Source organism: Rouxiella sp. Mn2063 (genome assembly GCF_049319665.1).
In the GTDB taxonomy this organism is placed as follows: Bacteria; Pseudomonadota; Gammaproteobacteria; order Enterobacterales; family Enterobacteriaceae; genus JBMOUD01.
The window spans coordinates 25,229-48,163 of record NZ_JBMOUD010000016.1 but is presented as its reverse complement, the minus strand read 5'-3'; the positions used below and the strand labels follow the sequence as shown (position 1 = coordinate 48,163).

General features: G+C 47.9%; 19 protein-coding genes. 10 read left to right on the top strand and 9 right to left on the bottom strand.

The genetic code is table 11. The features are described from left to right. Window positions 1-139 precede the first annotated feature (139 nt). Window positions 140-526 carry a hypothetical protein gene (locus ACL9RG_RS19070; RefSeq protein ID WP_422794219.1) on the top strand — a complete coding sequence of 129 codons (387 nt, stop codon included), beginning with the start codon at window positions 140-142 and terminating at the stop codon, window positions 524-526. A 46-nt stretch (window positions 527-572) separates the two neighbouring features. Here ACL9RG_RS19070 and ACL9RG_RS19065 read toward each other — a convergent pair whose 3' ends face one another. Further along, entirely contained in the window at window positions 573-2,075 is a 1,503-nt protein-coding gene (locus ACL9RG_RS19065) for a YchO/YchP family invasin (RefSeq protein WP_422794218.1), read from the bottom strand. Between the two features lie 386 nt (window positions 2,076-2,461). Between ACL9RG_RS19065 and ACL9RG_RS19060 the strand changes: the two genes are divergently transcribed. Further along, window positions 2,462-3,724 carry an acyltransferase family protein gene (locus ACL9RG_RS19060; protein ID WP_422794217.1) on the top strand — a complete coding sequence of 421 codons (1,263 nt, stop codon included), beginning with the start codon at window positions 2,462-2,464 and terminating at the stop codon, window positions 3,722-3,724. A gap of 99 nt (window positions 3,725-3,823) precedes the next feature. Here ACL9RG_RS19060 and ACL9RG_RS19055 read toward each other — a convergent pair whose 3' ends face one another. Both ACL9RG_RS19055 and ACL9RG_RS19050 read right to left on the bottom strand, forming a co-directional pair. Beyond that, window positions 3,824-4,942: a porin gene (locus tag ACL9RG_RS19055; protein ID WP_422794216.1), complete on the bottom strand. Its 1,119-nt coding sequence runs from the start codon at window positions 4,940-4,942 to the stop codon at window positions 3,824-3,826. A gap of 661 nt (window positions 4,943-5,603) precedes the next feature. After that, the gene (locus ACL9RG_RS19050) at window positions 5,604-7,301 is read right to left on the bottom strand and encodes a chloride channel protein (RefSeq protein WP_422794215.1); all 1,698 of its coding nucleotides are present in this window, start codon (window positions 7,299-7,301) and stop codon (window positions 5,604-5,606) included. A 395-nt stretch (window positions 7,302-7,696) separates the two neighbouring features. On the opposite strand from ACL9RG_RS19050, the gene ACL9RG_RS19045 reads away from it, so the two are divergent. Continuing rightward, window positions 7,697-8,812, top strand: coding sequence for an NAD(P)-dependent alcohol dehydrogenase (locus ACL9RG_RS19045; RefSeq protein WP_422794214.1), 1,116 nt, complete (start codon window positions 7,697-7,699; stop codon window positions 8,810-8,812). A 1,142-nt stretch (window positions 8,813-9,954) separates the two neighbouring features. Here ACL9RG_RS19045 and ACL9RG_RS19040 read toward each other — a convergent pair. Next, window positions 9,955-11,355, bottom strand: coding sequence for an NAD-dependent succinate-semialdehyde dehydrogenase (locus tag ACL9RG_RS19040; protein ID WP_422794213.1), 1,401 nt, complete (start codon window positions 11,353-11,355; stop codon window positions 9,955-9,957). A 153-nt stretch (window positions 11,356-11,508) separates the two neighbouring features. On the opposite strand from ACL9RG_RS19040, the gene ptrR reads away from it, so the two are divergent. Together ptrR and ACL9RG_RS19030 are read left to right on the top strand one after the other, a co-directional pair. Continuing rightward, window positions 11,509-12,384: a putrescine utilization regulator PtrR gene (ptrR, locus tag ACL9RG_RS19035; RefSeq protein WP_422794212.1), complete on the top strand. Its 876-nt coding sequence runs from the start codon at window positions 11,509-11,511 to the stop codon at window positions 12,382-12,384. 13 nt (window positions 12,385-12,397) lie between these two features. Next, entirely contained in the window at window positions 12,398-13,174 is a 777-nt protein-coding gene (locus tag ACL9RG_RS19030) for a DUF1460 domain-containing protein (RefSeq protein WP_422794211.1), read from the top strand. 435 nt (window positions 13,175-13,609) lie between these two features. Here the strand turns inward: ACL9RG_RS19030 and denD are convergent, their stop codons facing one another. Further along, on the bottom strand, window positions 13,610-14,578 hold the full coding sequence (gene denD, locus ACL9RG_RS19025; protein WP_422794210.1) for a D-erythronate dehydrogenase: 969 nt from the start codon (window positions 14,576-14,578) through the stop codon (window positions 13,610-13,612). Between the two features lie 25 nt (window positions 14,579-14,603). After that, complete coding sequence (locus ACL9RG_RS19020) at window positions 14,604-15,914, bottom strand: MFS transporter (RefSeq protein ID WP_422794209.1); 1,311 nt, start codon at window positions 15,912-15,914, stop codon at window positions 14,604-14,606. Between the two features lie 334 nt (window positions 15,915-16,248). Between ACL9RG_RS19020 and ACL9RG_RS19015 the strand changes: the two genes are divergently transcribed. Both ACL9RG_RS19015 and ACL9RG_RS19010 read left to right on the top strand, forming a co-directional pair. Next, window positions 16,249-17,256: a fatty acid desaturase gene (locus ACL9RG_RS19015; RefSeq protein WP_422794208.1), complete on the top strand. Its 1,008-nt coding sequence runs from the start codon at window positions 16,249-16,251 to the stop codon at window positions 17,254-17,256. Beyond that, window positions 17,249-18,046, top strand: coding sequence for a phosphate/phosphite/phosphonate ABC transporter substrate-binding protein (locus ACL9RG_RS19010; RefSeq protein WP_422794207.1), 798 nt, complete (start codon window positions 17,249-17,251; stop codon window positions 18,044-18,046). Before ACL9RG_RS19015 ends, ACL9RG_RS19010 begins: the two co-directional genes overlap by 8 nt. Window positions 18,047-18,325: 279 nt before the next feature. Here the strand turns inward: ACL9RG_RS19010 and ACL9RG_RS19005 are convergent, their stop codons facing one another. Continuing rightward, entirely contained in the window at window positions 18,326-18,580 is a 255-nt protein-coding gene (locus ACL9RG_RS19005) for a type II toxin-antitoxin system ParD family antitoxin (protein WP_422794206.1), read from the bottom strand. 241 nt (window positions 18,581-18,821) lie between these two features. On the opposite strand from ACL9RG_RS19005, the gene ACL9RG_RS19000 reads away from it, so the two are divergent. The 3 genes from ACL9RG_RS19000 to ACL9RG_RS18990 are packed head-to-tail and all read left to right on the top strand — an operon-like array spanning window position 18,822 to window position 20,332. Then, the gene (locus ACL9RG_RS19000) at window positions 18,822-19,340 is read left to right on the top strand and encodes a DUF2778 domain-containing protein (RefSeq protein WP_422794205.1); all 519 of its coding nucleotides are present in this window, start codon (window positions 18,822-18,824) and stop codon (window positions 19,338-19,340) included. Next, window positions 19,318-19,845 (top strand): hypothetical protein, encoded by a 528-nt coding sequence (locus ACL9RG_RS18995; RefSeq protein ID WP_422794204.1) that lies wholly within the window; start codon window positions 19,318-19,320, stop codon window positions 19,843-19,845. Before ACL9RG_RS19000 ends, ACL9RG_RS18995 begins: the two co-directional genes overlap by 23 nt. Before the next feature lies 1 nt (window position 19,846). After that, on the top strand, window positions 19,847-20,332 hold the full coding sequence (locus tag ACL9RG_RS18990) for an Hcp family type VI secretion system effector (protein ID WP_422794203.1): 486 nt from the start codon (window positions 19,847-19,849) through the stop codon (window positions 20,330-20,332). Between the two features lie 229 nt (window positions 20,333-20,561). On the opposite strand, the gene ACL9RG_RS18985 is transcribed toward ACL9RG_RS18990, so the two are convergent. Both ACL9RG_RS18985 and ACL9RG_RS18980 read right to left on the bottom strand, forming a co-directional pair. Further along, the gene (locus tag ACL9RG_RS18985) at window positions 20,562-21,896 is read right to left on the bottom strand and encodes an NtaA/DmoA family FMN-dependent monooxygenase (protein ID WP_422794268.1); all 1,335 of its coding nucleotides are present in this window, start codon (window positions 21,894-21,896) and stop codon (window positions 20,562-20,564) included. A 134-nt stretch (window positions 21,897-22,030) separates the two neighbouring features. After that, window positions 22,031-22,930, bottom strand: a complete 900-nt coding sequence (locus ACL9RG_RS18980) for an ABC transporter substrate-binding protein (protein WP_422794267.1) — start codon at window positions 22,928-22,930, stop codon at window positions 22,031-22,033. Window positions 22,931-22,935: the final 5 nt, after the last annotated feature.

Below are 22,935 nucleotides of genomic sequence, written 5' to 3'. Positions count from 1 at the left end.
AATTAGCGATATTTTCTGGAGTAAATCGCTGAGATAAACCTAAATAGCTATTTTGGCTTAACTTAGTGCAATAAGTGATTGGATTATCGATAAGGAAAACGTGTGTAATCGGGTGACATAGACCAACGAGGTATCGATTATGTCAAAATATACCCCCGATAACGCTTCATCCTGGAATTCAGTGGCGACGTTTAAAGCCGGTGTGGCGCATTTACACTCGCTGGCCACCACTGCTCTTCGCTCGCTCACTCAAGCCGTGAATCAGCCAATTATTCAAACCTGGAATACACTATCAAGTAAGAACCCGCCGCTCAGAGCAATGATCGTGCACCGTTACGCTATCCCGTCTTCACGTAGCATAAGCGCGGCGGAAGGTTTTTTTGGCTTTATGCCGATCCACTCTTATGATCACGAGCGCTATATTCTTGAAGTCGCGCACGGCACAAACAAATATCAGGTTGAAGTGCCGCACAGCTACTATCAAAACAGTAATATCGGCGATGGTATCGACATCCACAGCCTGTAATCTTAACCGTCGGCACCCACCGGCTTTACGCAGCGTTATAGAATATTTACTGCGTCGCCGGTGCCAGGCTAAATGCCTCGGAAGAAATACTCGCGGATAAAGGTTGTGCCACGCTCAGGGTGATCCAATTCGATGTCACCTGTTGGTGTTTGTTATCCACTACCGTGACAGATAAGCGATAAGTATTGCTTGCTCCCGGTGTGTCATCCCACGCGGGCATAATCACACTCCAACCGTTGACGTCACGATTATTGTGCGGTGGCGTCAGACTCAATGCTTGCGTATCGCCCTGCCAGCTCAATGCGCTGATGCTATTTACGGCACGTACATCGAGTTTGAGCGGCAAGTTATCCCCCGCTTGTAGTACCCACGGCGGCGTGGCTAAAAATACCGACAACGTTTTTCGCTGGCGGTATTCTAATACCGGCAGATTGTTACGCTCGACAGTATCTAAACGACTGCCGCGCAATGAATGCGCCTGTGCTACATAGTCAGGAGAAAGCTGTTGGGCGAGAGGTACACCAAGACGGTAATTGAGCGTCATGTTGACCACATCCTGATTATCTCCCGCCTGCCCTTGCTTATGTTCTGCCTTAAAGGTCACCAGCGGCACCGGCGTGTAATTTACGCCTAAAGACATCGCCGACGGATTGTTTTGATAAACGCCGTTGCCTAATAAATCGACTTGATTCCCCTGATATTGCTCGAAGCTAATACTCGCGCCAAGCTGGCGATAGAATGGCAAATAGCCTTTGGTCGTGATGTCATAGCCGGCAGCCTGCCGACGCATCAGCGTAGAGTCCGCATATTTGGCTTTAAAAGAAGAAAACGGATGATAATAATTGGCTGAAAAATGCAGATAATCAGTCCAGGCTTCTGCGCCTAAGCTGCCACGACTCTGATCATGAGTAAAATCATTATCAACAAACGCGTTGTAGCCCAGCATCCAATGGCCACGAGACCAGCGCTGGCCAAGACCGAAGTTACCAATATTGGCATCACTGGTGTGCTGTAGTCCTACCTGGCTATAAGTCAGCCTATCTGCCGATTGTAATAACGGACTCAGTAATTGGCCTGAACTGCCAGCCAGCGTGCCGCCGCTAACATCAAGATTCATCGATGCTGTCCCCAGCGGGGAAAGTAAGCTGCTAGTTTTTTTCTGCATCAATCGCGCAGCCTGCTGCAATGCCAAAGATTCAGCCTGTTCCCTGAGCGGATCGTCACTGGTACTGGCTTTGCTCCCTTCGCCAAACTCTTTTAACGCCGTCGCGATTTGCGTTTCGAATTTTTTGGCGACGTTATCCCCGGAATGATTCGACGAACTGCCTAAATCGGGCAGCGCTGAGTCATTATCAGCGGCGGAGTCGGTATTAGATGAAATTGGCAGGGCAGATAGCTGCATTGGCCCGGCGTTAAATATTGAGTTGTTCTCGCTCGCGGGTGCGGAATCATCCACCGGAAGCTGTATGAGCGGCGAATTATCCAGTATCAGCGCTGACGCATTCAGTGGTAAGAGCGACGCGATAAGGCGAAAACCGATCTTTAGCATGGGAAGGCGAATCCGAGAAATTGTCGCCCAAGGGAGTGAAGTTACGTCTGTCATACTCTATTCAATTTAAGAATCAGCGTTGATCTTAGCCAATGAAGATAATATTTCAAGTCAAAACCTGAATGGTACAGATGAATATCAGCACCCTCCGTCTATGCAATACATTAAAAGCTCATATATCAAAAATTTCTAATGTATTGCACTAAGTAAAGGGATTTATTTAAAATTTAAGTTTCATTTATGATCCGTTTATATACCACTGATACTTAAGAATTTTCCAACGCACCATCATGTGTTTACTTTACGTTTACTTGACGCTTAGCTGACAATTCAATTTAAAATGACGGGTATAATTCTCCGGAAAATTTATGTTTCGGAGAAAACAGATGCAGAAAGCATCGAAACAACGCTTTATTGGGCTTGAGTGGTTGCGCTTTCTTTTAGGCTGCTATGTCATGATTTACCACACACTGCATCAATACCCGCAGCGTTTTACTATTCCCTTCCTGGCAGAATTTACCAGTATGGGTTTTTTCGCCACCAGTACATTTTTCGTGCTCTCTGGTTTCTTGCTGACCCATGTCTATTTTAATGGCAATGTCATGCGCGAATCAGGGCGAAGCTTCCTAACCAAACGCTTTTGCAATCTGTACCCAATTCATATCGTAGCACTGGTGACGTCAATGTTGGTCGTGACCTTTATGCATTGGCTGTCTATTCCCCCGCAAGGCCCAACGGCCAGTCTGCGATTTGTGATTTATGATACCAATTCAGAATTAGGCGGCACGCATCCTGAGCTTTTCCGCCATTACATGACCAATATACAGTTGTCATTTAATGTGTTCTTGCAGATGTTTATGTTGCAGGCTTGGAACCCCTATTTCCTGACTTTCAACGCGCCACTGTGGTCATTATCGACGCTGTTCTTCTTTTATCTTTTATTCCCATTCCTCGCCCCTAAGCTATTGGCGGTACGTCGAAAATGGCTATGGCTAGGGATCATTATGCTGGTGTACCTCGTCCCACCGATCTATGTTGTGTGGCAGCATCAATACGGCATGCCGTTTACCGGCTTGTTGCAACGTAACCCGCTGCTGCGTCTACCCGAGTTCCTCGCCGGCATTGTGGCTTACGCGCTATTCCGCCAGCACCAACAAACGGGAATGCTCCCCAACGGCACGATACGCGGTCTAATGGTTGTCGGTATTTTGCTATGCTTTGGCGTTGCCACCGCCCTGTTTACTCACGGTGCACGCTACTGGTATTTCATGTTGCACAATGGCTTGTTGCTACCGGCGCAGGTTTGTCTGGTCTATCTCAGCGCCATGGCTCGTGATCCGAACAGCAGCTGGCTACGGCACTGGTCACCTCGACTGGGCGCAGCATCGCTGTCTATTTTTGCCTTCCATGTGCCGATCTTTAACCTATTCCGCACATTAGAACAGCTGGTTCGCGGTGCCCCGATGACCTGCTTTAAAGATTGGAACGCCTGTATTGCCGCCGCTGGCAACGTACAGCTTTCGGTGGTGGGATATCTGATTTATATGGCTATAACCATTGCCGTTTGTTTGCTATTCCAGGAGCAGTTTGTGGTCAGAATGCGCAAATTACTGCTGCGTTGTTTCCCACATACCAAAGCGGCCGCTTGATATAGCAATCACCAAGTAGCAAAGAAAAAGGCGGGGCTCGAGAGCCCCGCCTTGCATTACATTTTCGACACAGAAAAGGTAATAACTCGTTAGTACAACTTAGAAGCGGTAAGTCAGAGATACTGCAACCACATCTTTGTTGCTCAGACCCAGCTTGTTGTTATCACTCAACGCATTGATCTGGTAATCAACATAGGTGTACATGTTTTTGTTGAAGTAGTAAGTTGCGCCGATGTCGTAGTATTTAATCAAATCTACATCGCCTACACCGTTTTCAATATCTTTCGCTTTTGATTGGACATAAGCGATAGATGGACGCAGGCCATTCTCGAATTGATACTGTGCAACCAATTCAACACCCTGGGTTTTATGCGCGTAACCAGCAATCGACGTGCCGTTTACTTTGCCTTTAAACGCAGTCTGATTAGTTGTTTCGTTAAACATCGCGGCCAGATAAACCTGGTTAGCGTCATACTTCAGGCCAGTTGCCCACGCGTTAGCTCTATCACCTGTACCGTAAACAGAGGCTTTCTGACGGCTTGTTCTGTCAGAAGATGACCCAGCGATAACAGCACCAATGCCTGTACCGCCAATATCTTCATAAGCCAAGGAACCACCGAAGCCGTCTCCGTTAGATTTAGAGTCAGGACGGTTGTTATTGCCGTCAGCTTTAGGAGTGACGGAGTCATTTTTACCCTGATACTGCAAGGCAATGTTCAGGCCATCAACCAGACCGAAGAAGTTTTTATTACGATAAGTTGCCAGGCCGCTTGAACGACCTACCATGAAGTTATCGCTATAAGCGGTATCGCCACCAAATTCTGGCAGCATATCGGTGTAGCCAATTGCGTCATACACTACGCCGTAGTTACGGCCGTAGTCGAATGAACCCCATTGGCCGAATTTCAGACCGGCAAAGCCCAGACGGGTTTTATTGCCTTCATCACCTTGAGCTTCAGCATTGTTAGCCTGCGCCTGATATTCCCACTGGCCATAACCAGTCAGAGTATCATTAATTTTAGTCTGGCCTTTGAAGCCGAAACGAACGTAAGTTTTATCACCATCGTTCGACTTATCTTTACTGAAATAATGCTTACCATTTGCACGGCCGTAAAGATCCAGCTGGTTACCGTCTTTATTATAAATCTCTGTTGCCTGTGTTGCACCGGACACAACAATAAGAGCGACCGCTACGGCCAACGCACTGCGCTTCATCATTATTTTATTTTCCTAGATTTAGATAAAGGTGTCCCATTGCCCATATTTTAAATATGAAGCCGAAGGTTTCTTAGTATTTGTATTTGCGTCTATTTGTAAATCGACATGAACACTACCACTAAGCACAAAAAGTTAAAATGGAAAAGTTGCGCCTACAAGGTTAAATTCACGAAAATGATTGTAACAAAAAGTAACAAATAAGAATTTATAACTACATGATTATATGCACTTTTAAGATAAGCTCATGCACTTGAGCGGTGCCGTAGCACCAAATCGGTGCAATTTGACTTAAAAACGCCCGCTTTATGTCAATTTATGTACGCCTTAACCTAAATAAAATTCTTTTAATGGTTGTTAATATATTTACATTTAATAAGCAGACTTTGTTTTAAAAAATAGATAGCAGTAAAAGTATTTTCAAAAATAGTGTGAGGTAAATCACCAATATTAAATTCATTTTTGTTTGTCATGTTTTAGTCACAATGACCATGAATTGAGATAGATGAAATATATATTTTTTTGCTATTAGCTTATGCCGGGATTTAAACGGGCTATTGGTGGCAAATCGTAGACAGATATAGAGGAAAGAAGGGATACCTCTCAAGGCTAAACCCATTTTTAGCCTTGAGATACAGAAGAGAGTGTGATTTTAAAGCAGGGTTCACAGGAAGCTTTTAGCTTTATTAAGTAACGCTGACTTGGTTATCACGCCGACCAAGCGCCGGTTTTGTGCGTTTTCTAATACCGGCAAACGCTCGAGCGGTGACTGGCTAAACATCGCCCATGCCTGCTCATAGTTGTCATATTGATAGAGCGTGGTAAATGCCTCTTCAATAAACTGTGCAATAGGTTGACTGGCCTTGATACTGCCGTCGATTAAGCCGCTGGCGAGTACATTGGTCGGCACGCCGCCGAGAAAACGCTCTTGGCGATCGACGATATAAACAAAGCGATTGCGATGCTTGAGTCCTTCGGTCACAACGTCGGTTAGTGAAGCATCGACATACATCTTCGAACACGGATGCAACAACGAGGCGATAGTCTCTTGCTCAAATTCATTTTTCGCAGCAAAGCGCGCATTCAAACGCGTTAATACGGGATAGGTACCGCTGGATTTAAACCGCGATGCCACCATATAAGAGATAGCCGTTGCCAACATCAGCGGGAATAGCAACGAACTGTTCAATGTCATTTCAAACGCCATCATAATCGACATCAACGGCGCGTGGCTGGTTGCTGCCAGCAGCGCACTCATGCCAATCGCCGCGTAAAGCCCAACCGGGCCGGGATCAAAGCCCATTGCCTGTAACAGGCTGCATACTAACGCCCCGCTTGCAGCGCCAATCAACAATGAAGGCGTAAACAATCCCCCCACCGCACCAGAACCAACTGTAATGGCCGTTGCGACGATTTTCAGCACCAGCAGTAATAATAAGGAGTGATGTAAATCGCCATTGTTAAAGATAAGTCCTATGACTTCATAACCGTTACCCAACACCAGCGGAGAGATCATCGCCACCAGCCCAACGGCTAATCCGCCGATACCTAAGCGCAGTGCCGGATGACGTAACGGCTGCATCGCCACGCGAACCTTATCAATAGCACCAATAAATAGCGGCCCCATCATGCCGGTGACGGCACCAATGGCTAACACCGTTAACATCGCCGAAGGCGACGGGCTAAATACTGCCGAAGAATAGAGGTACAGCGGCGCGTAACTGAAAAAAGATCTCACTGTTAGTACCGCTACCGAGGCCGAAATAAATAGCGGGATTAAACGCTGTACCGCCGTGACACCGAAGGCTATCTCAGCGACGAATAACGCCCCAGCAAAAGGCGCATGATAAACCGCAGCTAACCCACCGGCTGCGGCCATGGCGATAACATCAGATTGTCGCAGAAAGGTAAAACGAGAAAAGCGCGCAAATAAACTGCCGCTCATCGCAGCCAACTGTACCATTGCCCCTTCTCGCCCAATCGATCCCCCGCTGGCGATACTTGCCAGAGAAGAGAGCGAGCGTAATAAGGTACTCACTACTGGGATGCCAGGTAAGCGCTTATCGATGACATCAAGATAATCGGGCATTTTCCCGTGACGCGCTTCATAACGCAGGGCCTGCTGCAAAATTAAACCCGCAATAACCCCACCAGCAGCGGTAACCAGCGGCCATGTTATCCATGGGTATTCATTAAAGGCTTTGGTGATATCACTCCCATCAGTAAACATCAGGCCGTTAATTGCTGAAATTGCCAGACGAAAACAGACCGTCACCAATGCCGCAATGATCCCTACCGGAATGGCAATCAACAAATTCACCCACTCCGTCTTATGCCCCGCCCCATGAACCCTAAAACTCATCGTTGCCTGCCAGATGTTAGTTTATTTTTATCATTACGTGAGATGCTCACTCTACACAGTCTGCGGTGCCTTAGCCTATGGCGTCTTCAGTACCTGTGCGCGGGCAAGAGTAGCATTTTTATGTGCAATCAAAAAATAGACATCATAGGCAATAAGCTAAGCGTTCGGTAACAGTATGTAATTATTACCAGCGGCTTAAAATAGATATAGGGTAAATAGCGAAAAACAAAGCATAAGGATATTCATTGAATATTTTTATTTTGATAAAAACAAATCACAGCTCGCATATTTAACACGTAAAACAAAAACAACACTTTTGATTAAAAAAAGAGAAAGGCTATCTACTAGGGTTAATAACACCCCCCCCTACTCTATTAAAATCATAAAGGCCGATCATGAAAATAAAAGCTGCATTACTCAGTAAAATACATGGTGATTATACGATAGAAAATTTACGTTTAGCTGAGCCACGCGAAGATGAAGTCCGCGTTAAATTGGTGGCATCAGGAATTTGCCATTCGGATGAGGCCACAAGAATTGGTGATTCGACGATCCCTTTTCCTGCCGTATTAGGGCACGAAGGTGCGGGTATTGTTGAATTCGTTGGTAGCGAGGTCAAGAATATCAAAGTGGGTGACCATGTAGTGATGTCTTATTCTTATTGTGGCCACTGCGCGAATTGCCGCACCGGTTTGCCTGCCGCCTGCAACGACTGGCCCGCCCTTAACTCAAGCGGTTCACGCCCTGACGGTAGCCACGTATTTAATCAGGAAGACGGCACGCCGGTTTCTAACTTCTTCTACCAATCTTCCTTTGCGACCCATACTTTAACCAAAGAAAACAACCTTATCGTGGTAGATAAGAGCGCTGACTTACGCCTGGTTGGCACCTTAGGATGCGGCTTTTTAACCGGTTTAGGGACCGTGATTAATGGCCTGAAACCTACGGTGGGTTCATCGATTGCCATCTTTGGTACCGGTGCCGTTGGGCTGGCCGCAATGATGGCAGCAAAAATATCAGGCTGTTCAACGATTATCGCCGTTGACATTCATCAGTCGCGTCTGGATATCGCCAAGCAGCTTGGCGCTACGCATCTTGTTGACAGCAGCACAGGCGATACGACCAAACAAATTAAGGCGATAACCGATGGGCTAGGCGTTAATTATTCGGTCGATACCACCGGTATATCTGCCGTGATGCAAACCGCACTAAATTCAATGCGCACCCGTGGCACAATGGCTCCAGTCGCCGTGACCTCTAAAAATATGGATATCAATACTTTTAGACAATTAGTGGTCAGCAGTAAGAAAATAATCGGTGTATTAATGGGAGATGCCATTCCACAAATATCCATTCCGCAATTAATTAAGTTTTATCAAGAGGGACGATTCCCATTCGATAAGTTGGTCAAGTTTTATAAACTTGAAGAAATTAACCAGGCGAGTAAAGATTCTGCTAATGGCAGTACCATTAAGCCAATATTAATTATTGATGAACATTATAAAAATTAGCGTTCGAATCAACGTTGGGGGTTAACGCTGGAATCAGCGTTGGGATTAACGCTGGAATCAGCGTTGGGATTTAAAAGCGTTAGAATGGTGTATGTTTCGGTTCCTCAAATGCAGTGTTCAATGCGGCATTGCAGCCAGAACCGCTTCAAGGGTGGGTGGCGCCACCCTTGAAAATCCCCCGCCTTTTCAAACTTTAACATCCAATCCAGTGGAGGCCATGTTTCAGCAACTTCCGGTATAGCGCAAATGCCAGCCTTTCAGGCTCCCCGCCTCCGGGTTCAAGCCAACGATAAAGCTGTTGTCTTTCACCACTCCACCGGTGGCATTTTGAGTGCGCTTAGCAGCTTTTAAATCAACGGCAACAACACAAACAGAAAAACAAAGGCAGCTTATCTTTTGACGTTAAAAAGGTGAGTGGCGCACTCGAAATGGCGCTGAAGGAGCGGTGAGAAATCGCGAAGGCTTTATTGAGCGAGTCCGAATCCCGACTGAAGGCACTGCGGAGCAGCGACATTTGCGCCTGTCTCCGTAGTACCTGAAACATAGCTTAATTGGAATGAGATATCACACCATAAAAAGGCGCGGGATTTTCAAGGGGAGCGCCTCTCCCCTTGAAGCGGCTTAGGCTGCAATGCCGCATTGAACACTGCATTTGAGAAGCCGAAACACGCACGTTACTATCATTTTCTAAATCTTGACGTTGATTCGAACGCTAACTGGCGCACTCAAAATTTCACTGACGAGTGGTGGAGAGACAGCGAAGCAGGCTCGAACCCGAAGGAAGGCATGGCGAAGCCATGAAATTTGCGCCTGTCGCTGTGGTAACTGGAACATAGCCTAATTGAAATCCGCTATCACACCATAAAAAGGCGCGGGATGCCGAAGGGTTCCGCCTTGAACCCTTCGGTCGGTTTCGGCTGCGAGGCCGAGATGATCTCTGCACGCTAGAAAACCGAAAAATGCACCGTTCCGATTTTAAAAACCGTATCAAAGCTCGGTCTAGCCTGAATAAACGTTCCGATTTTAAAAACCGCATCAGGCTCGGTCTAGCCTGAATAAACGTTCCCGTTTTTAAAAACCGCATCAGGCTCGGTCTAGCCTGAATAAACGTTCCCGTTTTTAAAAACCGCCCCAAGCTCGGTCTAGCTTGCCACAGTTTCTATCCATACCGTTTGCGCATTGGTAAATTCACGAATGCCAAAATGTGATAATTCGCGGCCAAAACCGCTGTTTTTCACCCCGCCGATCGGGACGCGCGGGTCGGTGAAGCTTGAGCTGTTGATGAATACACCGCCGGTATCGATACGAGATGCGAGTTTCTTCGCCGCTTCGATATCTTTACTCCACAGGCTACCGCTGAGGCCGAATTCAGAGTCGTTAGCCAATTTTATTGCGTGTTCGGCATTGTCGATGCGAATCAGTGAGGCAACCGGGCCAAACAGTTCTTGTTTGAAGCTGGTCATGCCTGGCGTGACTTCACTTAAAATCGTTGGCGCGTAGAAGTTACCCTCACCGGCAATTTTGTGCCCGCCTAGCAGGCATTTTGCGCCCTCTTTTATCGTCGCCTGCACTTGTGCATCCAATTCATCACGCAAATCATAACGTGCCATTGGGCCGATATAGGTGTCATCTAATTGTGGGTCACCGACTTTCATGGCTTTGACCGCGGCGATAAATTTCTCGCTGAATTCATCAAATACGGCGTTATCGACCATGATGCGTTTTGCCGCAATACAAATTTGACCATTGTTGACGAAACGCCCACCGATGGCCGCTTTCACCGCCGCATCAATATCAGCATCGGCCAAGACGATAAAGGCATCAGAGCCGCCAAGCTCAAGCACACATTTTTTTATCGCGGCACCTGCCAGGCCAGCAATTGCACCGCCTGCGCGCACGCTTCCGGTTACGGTAACGGCGGCAATACGGCGGTCTTTAATCACTTTAGCCACGGTGTCGTTATCGGCATTAATTATCGAGAAGACTCCGGCTGGCGTGCCTGCTTTCGTCAGAATATCGTGCAACATATAGCTGCTACCCATGACATTAGGCGCGGGTTTTAGCAGATAGCTATTGCCCGCCAGAATGATAGGTACTGCGCCACGCAGCACCTGCCAAATCGGGAAGTTCCACGGCATTACCGCCAGTATTGGACCAATAGGTAAGTAATCGACATAGGCTTTGTTATTTTCGACCGTGGTGGACTCACGCGCGAGAAAAGCCGGGCCATTCTCAGCATACCATTCACATAACTTGGCACATTTCTCGACCTCAGCCAGCGACTGGGCGATCACCTTCCCCATCTCTTGGGTCATCAACTGCGCCAACGGGCGAGCTTGTTGGCGTAACTGGGCAGCAATAGCGCGCAATAAGCCAACACGCTGTGCCATATCGCTGCTACGCCACTGGGTAAATCCATCAAAGGTGTGTTGCAGCGTATTCTCTACCGCGGCTTGTCCGTCAAAAGGAAAATGCTTGATCACTTGCCCATCATTAGGATTCAGGGATAACGCGCCGTTTGGCGTGGAAGCAGTCTGATTCATAAGTCCTACCTTCTCTTGTGATGCGGATGGAGTTGGGTTTGCTTAATGGTGTTGCTCTGAGCGTTGCAAACCGGGATGACAGGCATCATAGGCTTGCCAGCCATTCTTTAAAAATGAATAATAATGAAAATATCTTACTTCAAATGAGAAAGTATGGACTTAACCCAATTGGAAGTATTCAAAGCCGTAGCCGAAGAAGGCAGCATCACGGCAGCGGCCGATAAACTACACCGTGTACCTTCAAATATTTCGACGCGGATTAAACAGTTGGAAGATGAGTTGGGCGTTAATTTGTTTCAGCGGGAAAAGCTACGCCTGTATATCTCCGATGCCGGCCGAACCTTTCTCGAGTATAGTCGACGAATATTAGACTTGGCCGAAGAAGCCAAACAGAGCGTTTCTGGTCAGCAACCCAGCGGGATCTTTACGCTGGGTTCGATTGAAAGTAACGCGGCAGTACGCCTGCCTTCCCTGCTCGCTCGCTATCACCAACGCTTCCCGCAGGTGGAGTTAGATCTCTCAACCGGTCCTTCCGGTACGATGGTTGAGGGATTATTATCGGGCCAATATAATGCCGCTTTCTTTGATGGCCCGCTGCGCCATCCTGAATTTGATGGTATTCCTGTTTATGATGAGCAATTAGTATTAATTGCCTCGCTCAATCATCCGCCGGTCACGCGCGCAAAAGCTATTTCCGGATCGACGATTTACGCTTTTCGTACCAATTGTTCTTATCGCCGTATCTTTGAGAACTGGTTTAGAGAGGATAACGCGGCCCCGGGTAAGATTTTTGAGATGGAGTCTTATCATGGCATTGTGGCCTGCGTTACCGCCGGTGCTGGCTTAGCATTAATGCCTATTAGTATGCTGGAAAGTATGCCCGGCCAAACGGGGGTAAAAGCCTATCCGTTAAGTGGAACCATGGGGCAAGTGAAGATTTGGTTGGTATGGCGTAAAGGCATGGCGACGGCAAATTTAAATGCCATGGTGGCAATGTTGCAAGACACTCAAGACTCAGCTCGAGAATAAGGAATAAAGGGAAATGTTCACGGCTAAAAATATGCTGCTGTTGTTAACATTACTGGCCGCAGGCTGTAGCGGCGCAAAAAATAGTGTCGATGCTGCCGCACCGCAAGACGCCATTTTACCCAAGCTGCAAATCACCCACACACCAAGCCGTGAGCAAAATATCGCCAATATATCTCAATCCTTTCTCGGCACACCTTATCGTGCGCATACCTTAATTGGCTCAGCGTCTACGCCAGAAAAACTGGTGGTAAATTTTGATGCGGTCGACTGTTTTACCTATATCGATTATGTGCAGGCCCTGGCGCAATCCTCCGATCGGCAGTCATTTACCGAAAACCTGATTAAGGTTAGATATGTTGATGGCAAAGTCAGTTTTTTGAATCGTAAACACTTCTTCACCGATTGGGCGGCGACAAAAACGCCTAATGCAGTCGATATCACCACGCAGGTCAGTAAACACGCGATTGCGGTACGCAAAGAACTCAATCTTAGGGGTAATGGCAGCGAAATCCTGCCAGGTTTAGGTATCACCCCGCGTGTTGTTCACTATGTGCCGAGCCGTAACATCAATTCCACGGTGATTGCTAAGCTGAAAACTGGCGACTATATCGGTATTTACTCGAAAGAAGCCGGGTTTGATGTGTCTCACGTCGGGATTTTTATCCGTAATGAACAAGGCATTTATTTTAGAAACGCCTCCTCGCTCGCCAAAAATATGAAAGTGGTTGATGCCGAATTTTTGACGTATGTACGTCGTACGCCGGGGATTGTTGTGATGCGGGGGGAGTGATTGCAATGGGGGGGCAGGCCCATGCGGCGACTTCTATGGGGCACTGGCCCCATCATCCCCCTCGAGATATGTAGCATCGGTGCAGGTTCGGCCGCTTATTAGTACTGCATAATATATCAGCGCTGCCGAACGCGACCGGCAGGGGCTTTTCGGCGAAAGCCCCTGCACCCAACGCCTGCGTTTAGCTTATCGGGTCGCTGCGCGACTGCCCGCGCTTACTGCTTCGGCCGGGCGGGTCGGCAGAGACGGTCGTCCCTGACCGGCTCTGCCTAAATCCGTCTTCCCTGACGGATTTCCCCTGACCTTATTCGTTCGCTTGGCCGATAAGATGCGCTATTGAAGGTCAAGGTCAACAGATCTAAGGTCAATAGATCGAAGGTCAACAAATCGAAGGTCAACAGAGTTAAATCAATTAACCAAAGACTAATTTACTGATTATTTTAGGGTTTTAATAAAACCGTTAATAAGGTTGTCGATGTGTTGTTCGCCGCGGAAGCCCAAGTGTTTGGCGTAGGTGGCTTCGAAATCGCCGGGCCAGGAGTTGACGATTTTCTCGATTTTTTGGTCAGGTTCAAGCCGAACGAGGTTGGCAACGTTGTCTCCAGCTATGTTGCGCAGGGAATCAAGCATCTGTTGTACGCTGACCGATAATCCCGGCAGGTTGATCACGCGGCCTTGGGTTAAGGCAGTCGCGTCGAGTTCATGGCCCAGAATGAGGTTTTCAATGGCTTTTTCCGGTGATAATAGCCATAACTGGGTTTGTGGGCTAACCGGACACACGGCGGCGATACCTTGTAAGGGTTCACGGATGATGCCGCTGACAAAGCTGGATGCCGCCTGATTAGGTTTGCCAGGACGTACCGCAATGGTCGGCATGCGCAGGCTGCGGCCGTCGATATAACCACGGCGGCTATAATCAGCCAGCAGCAAATCATTAAGCGCTTTTTGTGTACCGTATGAGCTTTGTGGCATCCACACCTGAGAATCGGGAACGACTTGCGGCAACGCACCACCAAATACCGCGACGGAGCTGGTGATCACCACTTTCGGGCAATTCCCCACCGCTCTCGCCAGTTCAAATAGCTGTCGGGTTGCGTCGACGTTGATACGCATGCCTAACTCAAAATCTTGCTCAGCCTGCCCAGAGACAATCGCCGCTAAATGGAAAATACTATCAATCTGACGGTCAATAATGCTGGCTAGCCAATGACGGTCGGCAATATCGCCGCACACCACTTCAACACGCGGATCGCTGATCCCCTCCAATGCGACCCTATCGCAGGCAATAATCTGGCTGATAGCCTGCTGCTGGCCGTTTTTGTCTGTTAATCCTTTGCAAGTAATTAGACGCTCAATCAGTTGACGGCCGAGAAATCCTGCCGCACCGGTGACTAAAATCTTCATAGACTCTCTCCTTGCTAACAAAGGGTTAGCGATTCACGGTTTTAGCCGGAATCACAAAAACTAACAGCGCGCCAACAAACAACGCGGCAGAAATAATTAACATCCCGGCGGTGGTGCTTTGCGTCAGATCTTTGAGATACCCCATCATATAAGGGGCGACAAAACCGGCCAGGTTGCCCCAAGAGTTAATCAGCGCAATCCCCGCCGCTGCTGCCGTACCACCAATAAAGGCCGTCGGCAAACTCCAGAAGAGCGGCAAGGTACTCAGTGCTCCCATTGCCCCAAGCGTTAAGCCAATCATGGCAATCGGCATGTTATGACTGAAATTCGCGGAGATGATCATGCCAACCCCGCCCAACGCCGAGGTCAGCGCCAGATGCCAGCGCCGTTCACGTAAACGATCTGCACTGCGCGATACTAAAACCATCGTCACCGCCGCGGCGGCATAAGGGATCACGCTCAGTAACCCAATGTGAAGCACACCTTTAACGCCGCTGTCTTTAATTAAGGTCGGTAGCCAGAATCCAATGGTGTAGAAGCCAGCAATAAAGCAGAAGTAAATCAGTGTTAACAACCACACTTTAGGTTGTAGGAATAAGCCTTTTAGGCTGCTGTGCTGATGGTGCTGCTCTTCATTATTGATATTGCTTTGTAAGAGGCGTTTTTCTTCATCGTTTAACCAGCGTGCGTCGCTAATGCGATCCGTGAGCTGGTAAATGACGATGATGCCGATAATCACCGACGGCAATCCTTCTAATACGAACATCCATTGCCAACCGGCGTACTGATAAAGCCCGTCGAAGGCTTCCATAATCCAGCCTGCTAATGGCGCACCAATCATTCCCGATAACGGTACTGCGGTGGCAAATAACGCAAACATCCGTCCGCGGCGGGCGCTAGGGAACCAGTTGGCAATATACAAAATCACCCCGGGATAGAACCCCGCTTCAGCGACGCCAAGCAGGCAGCGCATGATGTAAAAAGACATCGGCGTGGTCACAAAGGCCATACCTGCCGAGATAATGCCCCAGGTGATCATAATGCGGGCAATCCACAATCTTGCGCCAACGCGATGCAGGATCAGGTTACTGGGGATTTCCAATACAAAGTAAGCCAGGAAAAAGATCCCCGCGCCTAGCCCATATACCGCTTCCGAAAAGTTAAGGTCGTTGGACATTTGCAACTTGGCAAATCCCACGTTAACTCTGTCCAGATAGGCCACGATGTAACACAGCATCAACAACGGCAGAATATGCCATGTCGCTTTGCGATACGCCTTTTGTTCTATCGATGTCTCTACAGCTGGAATCGAGGTGTCTGATGACAATATAGACATGGTGACGCCTTCTATTAGGGTGATTTGTAGGAGTCTGGTGGATACCGCGCACCAGCGGCTTGATGTTAATAATAGTTTTTATATGTTATTTAAAGTGAATATAAAGGATTTAAGCGTGATTAAACGCGGCGTTGTTCACAAATATTAACAGTGAGAGTGGTGACAATATGAAGGGAGTTTTTTGTGAAAAGTGACCGTCTTGAGATCAGAGGATTATGAAGCTTCGCATTAAGCAACTTCCTTGCTAAACATAGCAATTTTAATCACTTGTGGTTTGGCTGTGACTATTTAATCTCTGGCAAATTAATTAGTTAATCGTTGTCAGTGGTTTATCATGAGTGGGAAAACATCAACATCAGTCTATTTGGATGAGCAACAACGGGATTCGGTGCAAAAGTTGTATCGTTCTTGGTTGTGGCGCACCGAGCTGCCAACCTGGCTGCTTATTATCACCATTTACGGCGGCTGGTTTGCCACCGTTGCCTGGTGGAAAACAATAGGATTGTTACCGGCGACCTTGCTGCTTATCTGGTTTAGCACCTGGTATATGTCGTTACAGCATGAACTTTTACATGGTCACCCGACCCGCTTTCCTCGCGTTAACCAATTATTCGGCCTGCTGCCGTTTTCTATTTGGTATCCCTACGGCACTTATCGCGATTTGCACCTCAAGCATCACTATGATGAAGATTTGACCGTGCCGGAGACCGATCCTGAAAGTTATTATTTTACCCGTAGCCGTTGGCATCATTTTAACGGCGCGCAGCGCCTGCTGGTGCGCTTACGTAATACTTTCCCGGGCCGTATGTTATTAACGCCACTGCTGACGATGCGCTGGACCTTCGTGAATATCTGGCAGTCCTTCCGCGAAGGCCGCCGCGCTTCTATCGCCATGTGGAGTGTTCATCTGGTGTTGATGATCCCGGTGCTTGGCTGGCTAGTCCATAATGATTTCTCAATAATTTACTACTTGTTTGCGGTAACCTGGCCGATGTTGGCCATGACCAAAGTACGTTCCTTCTTCGAGCATCGCGCCGCAGAAGACCCGGAAGCGCGTACCGTAATAAACGAAGCCGGTCTGTTTTGGCGTCTGCTGTTTCTGAACCTTAATTACCATTCAGTGCACCACGACCTGCCGCGTATTCCATGGTACGGGCTGCCGCAAGTTTATCGCGCGAACAAGCAGCAGTATCTGGCGCGCAATCAGGGCTTTTATGTCAAAGGTTACGGCGAGTTAATGCGTGAGCATTTGATTAAGCCAATTAAGGTCGAAATTAATACCTTCTTCCCTGACGGACGAGGGAATAAGAGTACGGCGTCGCAGGAGAAGCCAAATGAGTAAGCTGCTTTCTATTCCCATGTACGATGTGAATCATGCCGATACCGAGGCGCTGCTGCGTGCGTTGCGTCAGTTGCTGAACGAAGAAGGTTTGGATGGCGATAATGCGCTGTACAGCCTGCCGGAGGACAGACTAGCCCACTGGCGTAATCCGCAACTGCTGCTCAGCCAGACTTGTGGTTACCCGCTGCGTGCCCTGTTACCGGACGTGCAGGTGGTCGGTACCTTTAATTATCAAGCGGCGGGCTGCGAAGGCTTCCGCTATAGCAGTCACTTGGTGGTTAGAGAAGCCTACGCAGGAAAAACATTGGCTGACTTCCGCAATCAAACCGTGGTTTGCAATAGCGAAGACTCTCAATCTGGCTATCACTGTCTGCGCAGTCTGGTCGCGCCATTGCAACACGAAGGCCGCTTCTTCTCTGATATCGTATTCAGCGGCAGCCACCGTCAATCGCTGGCCACCTTGAGTGAGAAAAAGGGCGACATTGCCGCGATTGATGCCGTCACCTGGGCGCTGGTAAGTCGCCACGAACCTGAGCGCGTCGCAGGATTAATCTCTATTGGCACCACCCCGCTAACGCCTGGGCTGCCAATGATTACCTCGGCACAGACTTCGCCACAGGTATTACAGAAACTTCGTCAGGCGTTGCAACGTCTGGCCACTGAACCGCAGTGGCAAGCTATCCGCGACGCCCAGCTAATCAAAGGTTTTAGCGTGACCACACGCGAGGATTACCAGCCGATCAGTGATGCGGTAGAAAAAGCCGCGGCGACGGGTTTGTTGACGCTGTAGTGATGGGTTGACTGTTAACAGAAAACCGCCTTTTGAGAATCACCCGACTCGTTACTCCCCTGCTTATTTTCGTGGGGGAGATTTTTAGCAATGACAGGTCACTCTCTGCATCCAATGTATCAACAAGCCGTTTATACTCGTCATACTTGAAGTTGCTTCTGCGTTGATTACATTACTCGGCCCATCCGTGGGCCTCGCCCCGTTGGGGCCGCTGCAAGCAGCGTTCAAATCAGTTCCAGACTGATTTGTCGTTCCCTTGACGCCTTGAGGCAACTCCAATTATTTTGGGTATATAAGGCTGTGTTTCAGCTTTCTTTGCGCGGCAATATCCCTTAATGATAATGAACTCTCATCGCTTCCCAGCCCAGCAATGACAGCCTGACGAGTTGCTTCATCATTCATTTCCTGCTGCTCCAATAAGCGAAGAGCAGAACGCATAACTTCACTCGCAGAGGCGAAGCGACCACTGTCTATCAATCGACTGATAAATGAGTCGGGTCGTTTGTCAATCATAATACTTGTCGTTCTGGTCATAATATCCCCCTGTATTAACTATCAACACAATCATCATAATGCTAATTCTTGATATTTTACTTTCCTTGTAAGATTTCATCTAAAATAGATAAAGTGGATTTTTTATTATATAAACACTAAAGATAGGCATTAAATAATTAATCACCCCTAACTAAAATCGAAAAAATTGCGACAAATCAGTATTCATATTTAACAATACAGGCAAGATGATTTTTTTGTATTTTATCTAAGGGTAAATCTAATGGCATTACATGGAAAGTTTATAATAAATGATGCGCATTACTCGCCTTTAATGTTTCCCGGTGTGGGGACATTTTTAGCTTTCTCTGGTGATGGAGCCTACCGTAACCGTGGCGCTTGCGGGATGATTCCCAAAATGGGGCCGGTTCCGGCAGGAAAATATTGGATCGTTGACCGACCAGAAGGAGGGCTCAAATCTCAACTCAATGCAGGTGTCAAAGATGCTTATAATCATCTCGTCAAAGGAGCCACATTTAAACATAATGAATGGTTTGCTTTATGGAAAGATGATTGGGCAATCGATGATTATACATGGGTAGAAGGAATTAAACGTGGTAACTTTCGTTTGCATCCGGGAACATTGTCAGAGGGTTGTATAACACTTCCCCATGATTGTGACTTTGCCATGTTGCGTAATGCATTATTAAGAACACAAAAAATAGATGTTCCCTGTATGAGAAAATTAAAAGCATACGGTTCGATTGAGGTGATCACAAATGGCAGTAAAACATGTTCTTGAGCTGACAGCTAAAATTGCCTTATTCATTGTTACCATGCTATTGGTTGCTAAATACATTCCATATGATGGACTTGTTGACGGTTTCCTTTCTAAAAGAGTTAGTTTTGACGGGGCAGATAAAATAAGCAAATGGATATTAGGAGAACCGGATCCAGAACCTTACGAATCCATTAGAGATTACATTAAAACTTTAATTAACATACTAATCAGTGTGCCGTTATTCTGCATGGTTATCACTCTTTTGAAGAGGGTTAGCAAGAAAATAAAAACTACTGATCTTTTAAAGGAATGGATATCGTCCACATTGAGACGCTTTGCAAAACTTTTGACTTTTCTTTTACTATTCTGGGCATTGCTGCGCTGTTTACCCTATCGCACGGTATTCCCCGACAAACAGACTTATTCACCTTTCACTATGGCAACAATCATAGGCCTTAATCTACTCATAACGATTGCTTGTTACTGGTTCATCACGAATAAAATCACAACAAAAAGGAGTTTGTAAAATGCCAATCTCTCCATATATGTGGCTAAAAGACGACGGCGGGGCAGATATTAAAGGATCTGTTGATGTCAAAGGCCGGGAAGGAAGTATAGAAATCATAGGCTTTAGCCATGGATTGAATCTACCTGTAGATAGCGCTAACGGCAAGATCACTGGAACGCGCTCACACTCCCCACTCATGATCGAAAAAGAATTTGATAGCTCTAGTCCATATCTTTATAAAGCCGTTGCCACAGGTCAAACTCTAAAAAGTGCAGAAATCCGTTTTTATCATATCAATGACGCAGGGCAAGAAGTTTGTTACTTCACTATTACGCTCGAGGGCGTGAAAGTAACGGGCGTAAACCCGGGGATGCCAAACACAAAGCTGTCAGGAAACTCGCAGATAAATCATATGGAATCGATTTCCCTACAATACAATAAAATCACCTGGCGTTACGTTGATGGTAACGTACAGTATGCCGACGACTGGAACGTGAAAACTTAGTCATCATAATGTACTAAGTGACTCACTAACCGAGGACATTTACAGCACTAAAAATGGCCGTAATAGGCCTTTCAGACTGCTGACAAAGTCCGTTATTAGGGAAAGTAAACCGTTGGGGTCGTAGCGAGCTTGCTCGCCGGAGCGCCCCTAGGATTACTAAGCCCGTGTATCTCGGTATACCAGACAACTTTGTCATCAAACTCAAGGCCCATTACGGGCCTTGAGTTTATTAATTTTTTGTACTGAACTGATTCGCCACCGGCGCTAATCCTAACTTCTCGCGCAGCGTTCCTGGGCTATAAGCCTGTTTCATTACGCCGCGAGCTTTGAGCAGCGGTGCAACCTGCTCGATAAAGTTGTCGAGATCGACTGGCAGGAACGGGAACATCAGGTTGTAGCCATCTACGGCCCCGGCGTTGAAAGCTTCACTGAGCTTATCGGCCACTTCTTCGGCAGTGCCAATGACTAGCCAGCTGTCTGAGCTTTGCAACAATAGACGCCCCAGTTGCAGCACAGTCAGATTAGCGTCATAACCACGGATAATTTCTAGCGCGGTGCGCAGGCCATCGAAGCCCTCTTCTGCTGGCAACGGCGGCAGCGGGGCGTGTGGATCGTATTCGCTTAGATCCATGCGCAGATAGGTGGTGAGGAGATCCAGCGCCATCTGGTCATTCATCAACTCTTGAATCAGTTGCTCGCGCTGCTGCTTCTCTTCTGGCGTATTGACGACCACCGGCAGCACGCCGCCGAGGATCTTAAACTGGGACGGCTCACGGCCAACCTCACGCAGACGGCGGTCCATATCGGCGCGATAGGCTAACCCCTTCTCGATATTGCTCATAAAGACGAAATGGATATCGGCCTGCGCGGCAGCCAACTGTTTGCCAGATTCTGACGATCCCGCCTGCACCACAATCGGATGCCCCTGCGGTGGACGCGGCACATTAAGCGGGCCGCGAACCTTGAAGAATTTACCTTCGTGGTTTAACTGATGTACCCGCTGCGGATCGGTGAAATAACCGCTCTGTTTATTGATCAATACCGCCTCATCTTCCCAGGAATCCCAAAGCTTGCGGACGACTTCGATAAATTCAGCGGCTCGCTGATAGCGATAACCATGTTCAGGCAGCTGTTCAAGACCATAGTTAGCGGCCTCTTCTGGCAACCATGAGGTGACGACGTTCCAACTGGCGCGCCCCTGGCTCAAGAAGTCTAACGAAGCAAAATAGCGCGCCAGATTGTATGGCTCGTTATAAGAAGTGGATGCGGTTGCCATCAGGCCGATATGTTCTGTCACCGCAGACAGCGCGGCCAGCAAGGTGATGGGCTCCAGACGCGGGTTGGCATAATGGGCCAGGCCACTAGGGACGGTATCCCAGATAGCAACGTGGTCAGCAATAAAGATATTATCGAGCGTTGCCGCTTCGGCTTTACGCGCCAGGTCAGCATAATATTTCAGGGTGAAAATTTCTTGACCCGGCGCCTCAGGATGCCGCCATGAAAAGCGATAATCACCCTGTGGATTAAAGAAGAACAGATTAAAAATAGCGGTATTTTGCGACATATTGGCGTGCTCATAGAAGAGAGAAGGACCCTCCATGGCCCGATATATCCGTCATATCTTCGTCATACCTGGCGTTGCCTCTGGGTTGGCAACACCAAGTATTTTGGCTATCGATTAGGTATGACGGGTATAAATTACTTGGCGGCTAACTTATCTTTAACCCACTGCTCGGCAACTTTAGCCGGATCTTTATGATCCACGTCGACCTGTTTGTTCAGTTGAATCACATCGGCGGTGGTCAGATGGGCGGAGACATTGTTAAGGATTGCTTCTACTTTCGGAGAAACAGAACCTTTGTGAATTAAAGGTACAATGTTCTGTGCTGGCTGCTCGTGCTTATCATCCACCAGCATTACCCAGCTCTCTTTCGCCAGATCACCTTGCGTTGAAATAATGGTTGCTACGTCGATCTTACGTGAGTTCAACGCCAGACGGCTCAGAGGACCGGCGATATCCAGCGACTTAAAGGATTTGAACTTGATACCATAAACACGCTCCAGACCTGGCAGGCCCAATGCGCGCGTTGCGACTTCCGGTGGCCCACCGACGACCAGCTCAGGTGCAACCTTCGCCAGATCAGAGAGCGTTTTCAGGTTGTATTTTTTCGCTGTTTCTTCACGTACTGCCCACGCAGTAATGGAATCAGCTGGCGCAGCATTCAGCAATACCAGGTCTGCTGGCAGCGTCTGTTTCAGCTCGTCAGACACTTCCTGTTGAGTGGTTGACTTGCTGCCACCGTGATAATAGTTCAGCAGCGCACCCAAATATTCAGGCACGACATCCAGCTCGCCGGATTTCAGAGCAGGGATGATTATCTCGCGGTTACCCAGGTTCAGACGAGTTTTTACATCAATCCCCTGCTGTTTCAGCGCGCTAGCATAGATATTTGCCAGTACTGTCTGCTCAGAGTAGTTAGCACCACCGATGGTGACAGTTTCAGCGTTAGCAGCGAAGCCAACACTTGCCAACCCTGCGGCCAACAGCGTCAGGCGGAACCCTTTGCCTTTAGTGGACAACCAGTTTTTCATCGTCATCATTA

What these genes read in the sequence shown, in the direction of transcription:
- denD (WP_422794210.1), bottom strand. Translation starts at nt 14,578, where the DNA reads ATGAAGATTTTAGTCACCGGTGCGGCAGGATTTCTCGGCCGTCAACTG.
- ACL9RG_RS19045 (WP_422794214.1), top strand. Translation starts at nt 7,697, where the DNA reads ATGAAAATAAAAGCTGCATTACTCAGTAAAATACATGGTGATTATACG.
- ACL9RG_RS19055 (WP_422794216.1), bottom strand. Translation starts at nt 4,942, where the DNA reads ATGATGAAGCGCAGTGCGTTGGCCGTAGCGGTCGCTCTTATTGTTGTG.
- ACL9RG_RS19005 (WP_422794206.1), bottom strand. Translation starts at nt 18,580, where the DNA reads ATGACCAGAACGACAAGTATTATGATTGACAAACGACCCGACTCATTT.
- ACL9RG_RS19040 (WP_422794213.1), bottom strand. Translation starts at nt 11,355, where the DNA reads ATGAATCAGACTGCTTCCACGCCAAACGGCGCGTTATCCCTGAATCCT.
- ACL9RG_RS19015 (WP_422794208.1), top strand. Translation starts at nt 16,249, where the DNA reads ATGAGTGGGAAAACATCAACATCAGTCTATTTGGATGAGCAACAACGG.
- ptrR (WP_422794212.1), top strand. Translation starts at nt 11,509, where the DNA reads ATGGACTTAACCCAATTGGAAGTATTCAAAGCCGTAGCCGAAGAAGGC.
- ACL9RG_RS18985 (WP_422794268.1), bottom strand. Translation starts at nt 21,896, where the DNA reads ATGTCGCAAAATACCGCTATTTTTAATCTGTTCTTCTTTAATCCACAG.
- ACL9RG_RS19070 (WP_422794219.1), top strand. Translation starts at nt 140, where the DNA reads ATGTCAAAATATACCCCCGATAACGCTTCATCCTGGAATTCAGTGGCG.
- ACL9RG_RS19010 (WP_422794207.1), top strand. Translation starts at nt 17,249, where the DNA reads ATGAGTAAGCTGCTTTCTATTCCCATGTACGATGTGAATCATGCCGAT.
- ACL9RG_RS18980 (WP_422794267.1), bottom strand. Translation starts at nt 22,930, where the DNA reads ATGACGATGAAAAACTGGTTGTCCACTAAAGGCAAAGGGTTCCGCCTG.
- ACL9RG_RS19020 (WP_422794209.1), bottom strand. Translation starts at nt 15,914, where the DNA reads ATGTCTATATTGTCATCAGACACCTCGATTCCAGCTGTAGAGACATCG.
- ACL9RG_RS18990 (WP_422794203.1), top strand. Translation starts at nt 19,847, where the DNA reads ATGCCAATCTCTCCATATATGTGGCTAAAAGACGACGGCGGGGCAGAT.
- ACL9RG_RS19000 (WP_422794205.1), top strand. Translation starts at nt 18,822, where the DNA reads ATGGCATTACATGGAAAGTTTATAATAAATGATGCGCATTACTCGCCT.
- ACL9RG_RS19065 (WP_422794218.1), bottom strand. Translation starts at nt 2,075, where the DNA reads ATGCTAAAGATCGGTTTTCGCCTTATCGCGTCGCTCTTACCACTGAAT.
- ACL9RG_RS19050 (WP_422794215.1), bottom strand. Translation starts at nt 7,301, where the DNA reads ATGAGTTTTAGGGTTCATGGGGCGGGGCATAAGACGGAGTGGGTGAAT.
- ACL9RG_RS19030 (WP_422794211.1), top strand. Translation starts at nt 12,398, where the DNA reads ATGTTCACGGCTAAAAATATGCTGCTGTTGTTAACATTACTGGCCGCA.
- ACL9RG_RS19060 (WP_422794217.1), top strand. Translation starts at nt 2,462, where the DNA reads ATGCAGAAAGCATCGAAACAACGCTTTATTGGGCTTGAGTGGTTGCGC.
- ACL9RG_RS18995 (WP_422794204.1), top strand. Translation starts at nt 19,318, where the DNA reads ATGGCAGTAAAACATGTTCTTGAGCTGACAGCTAAAATTGCCTTATTC.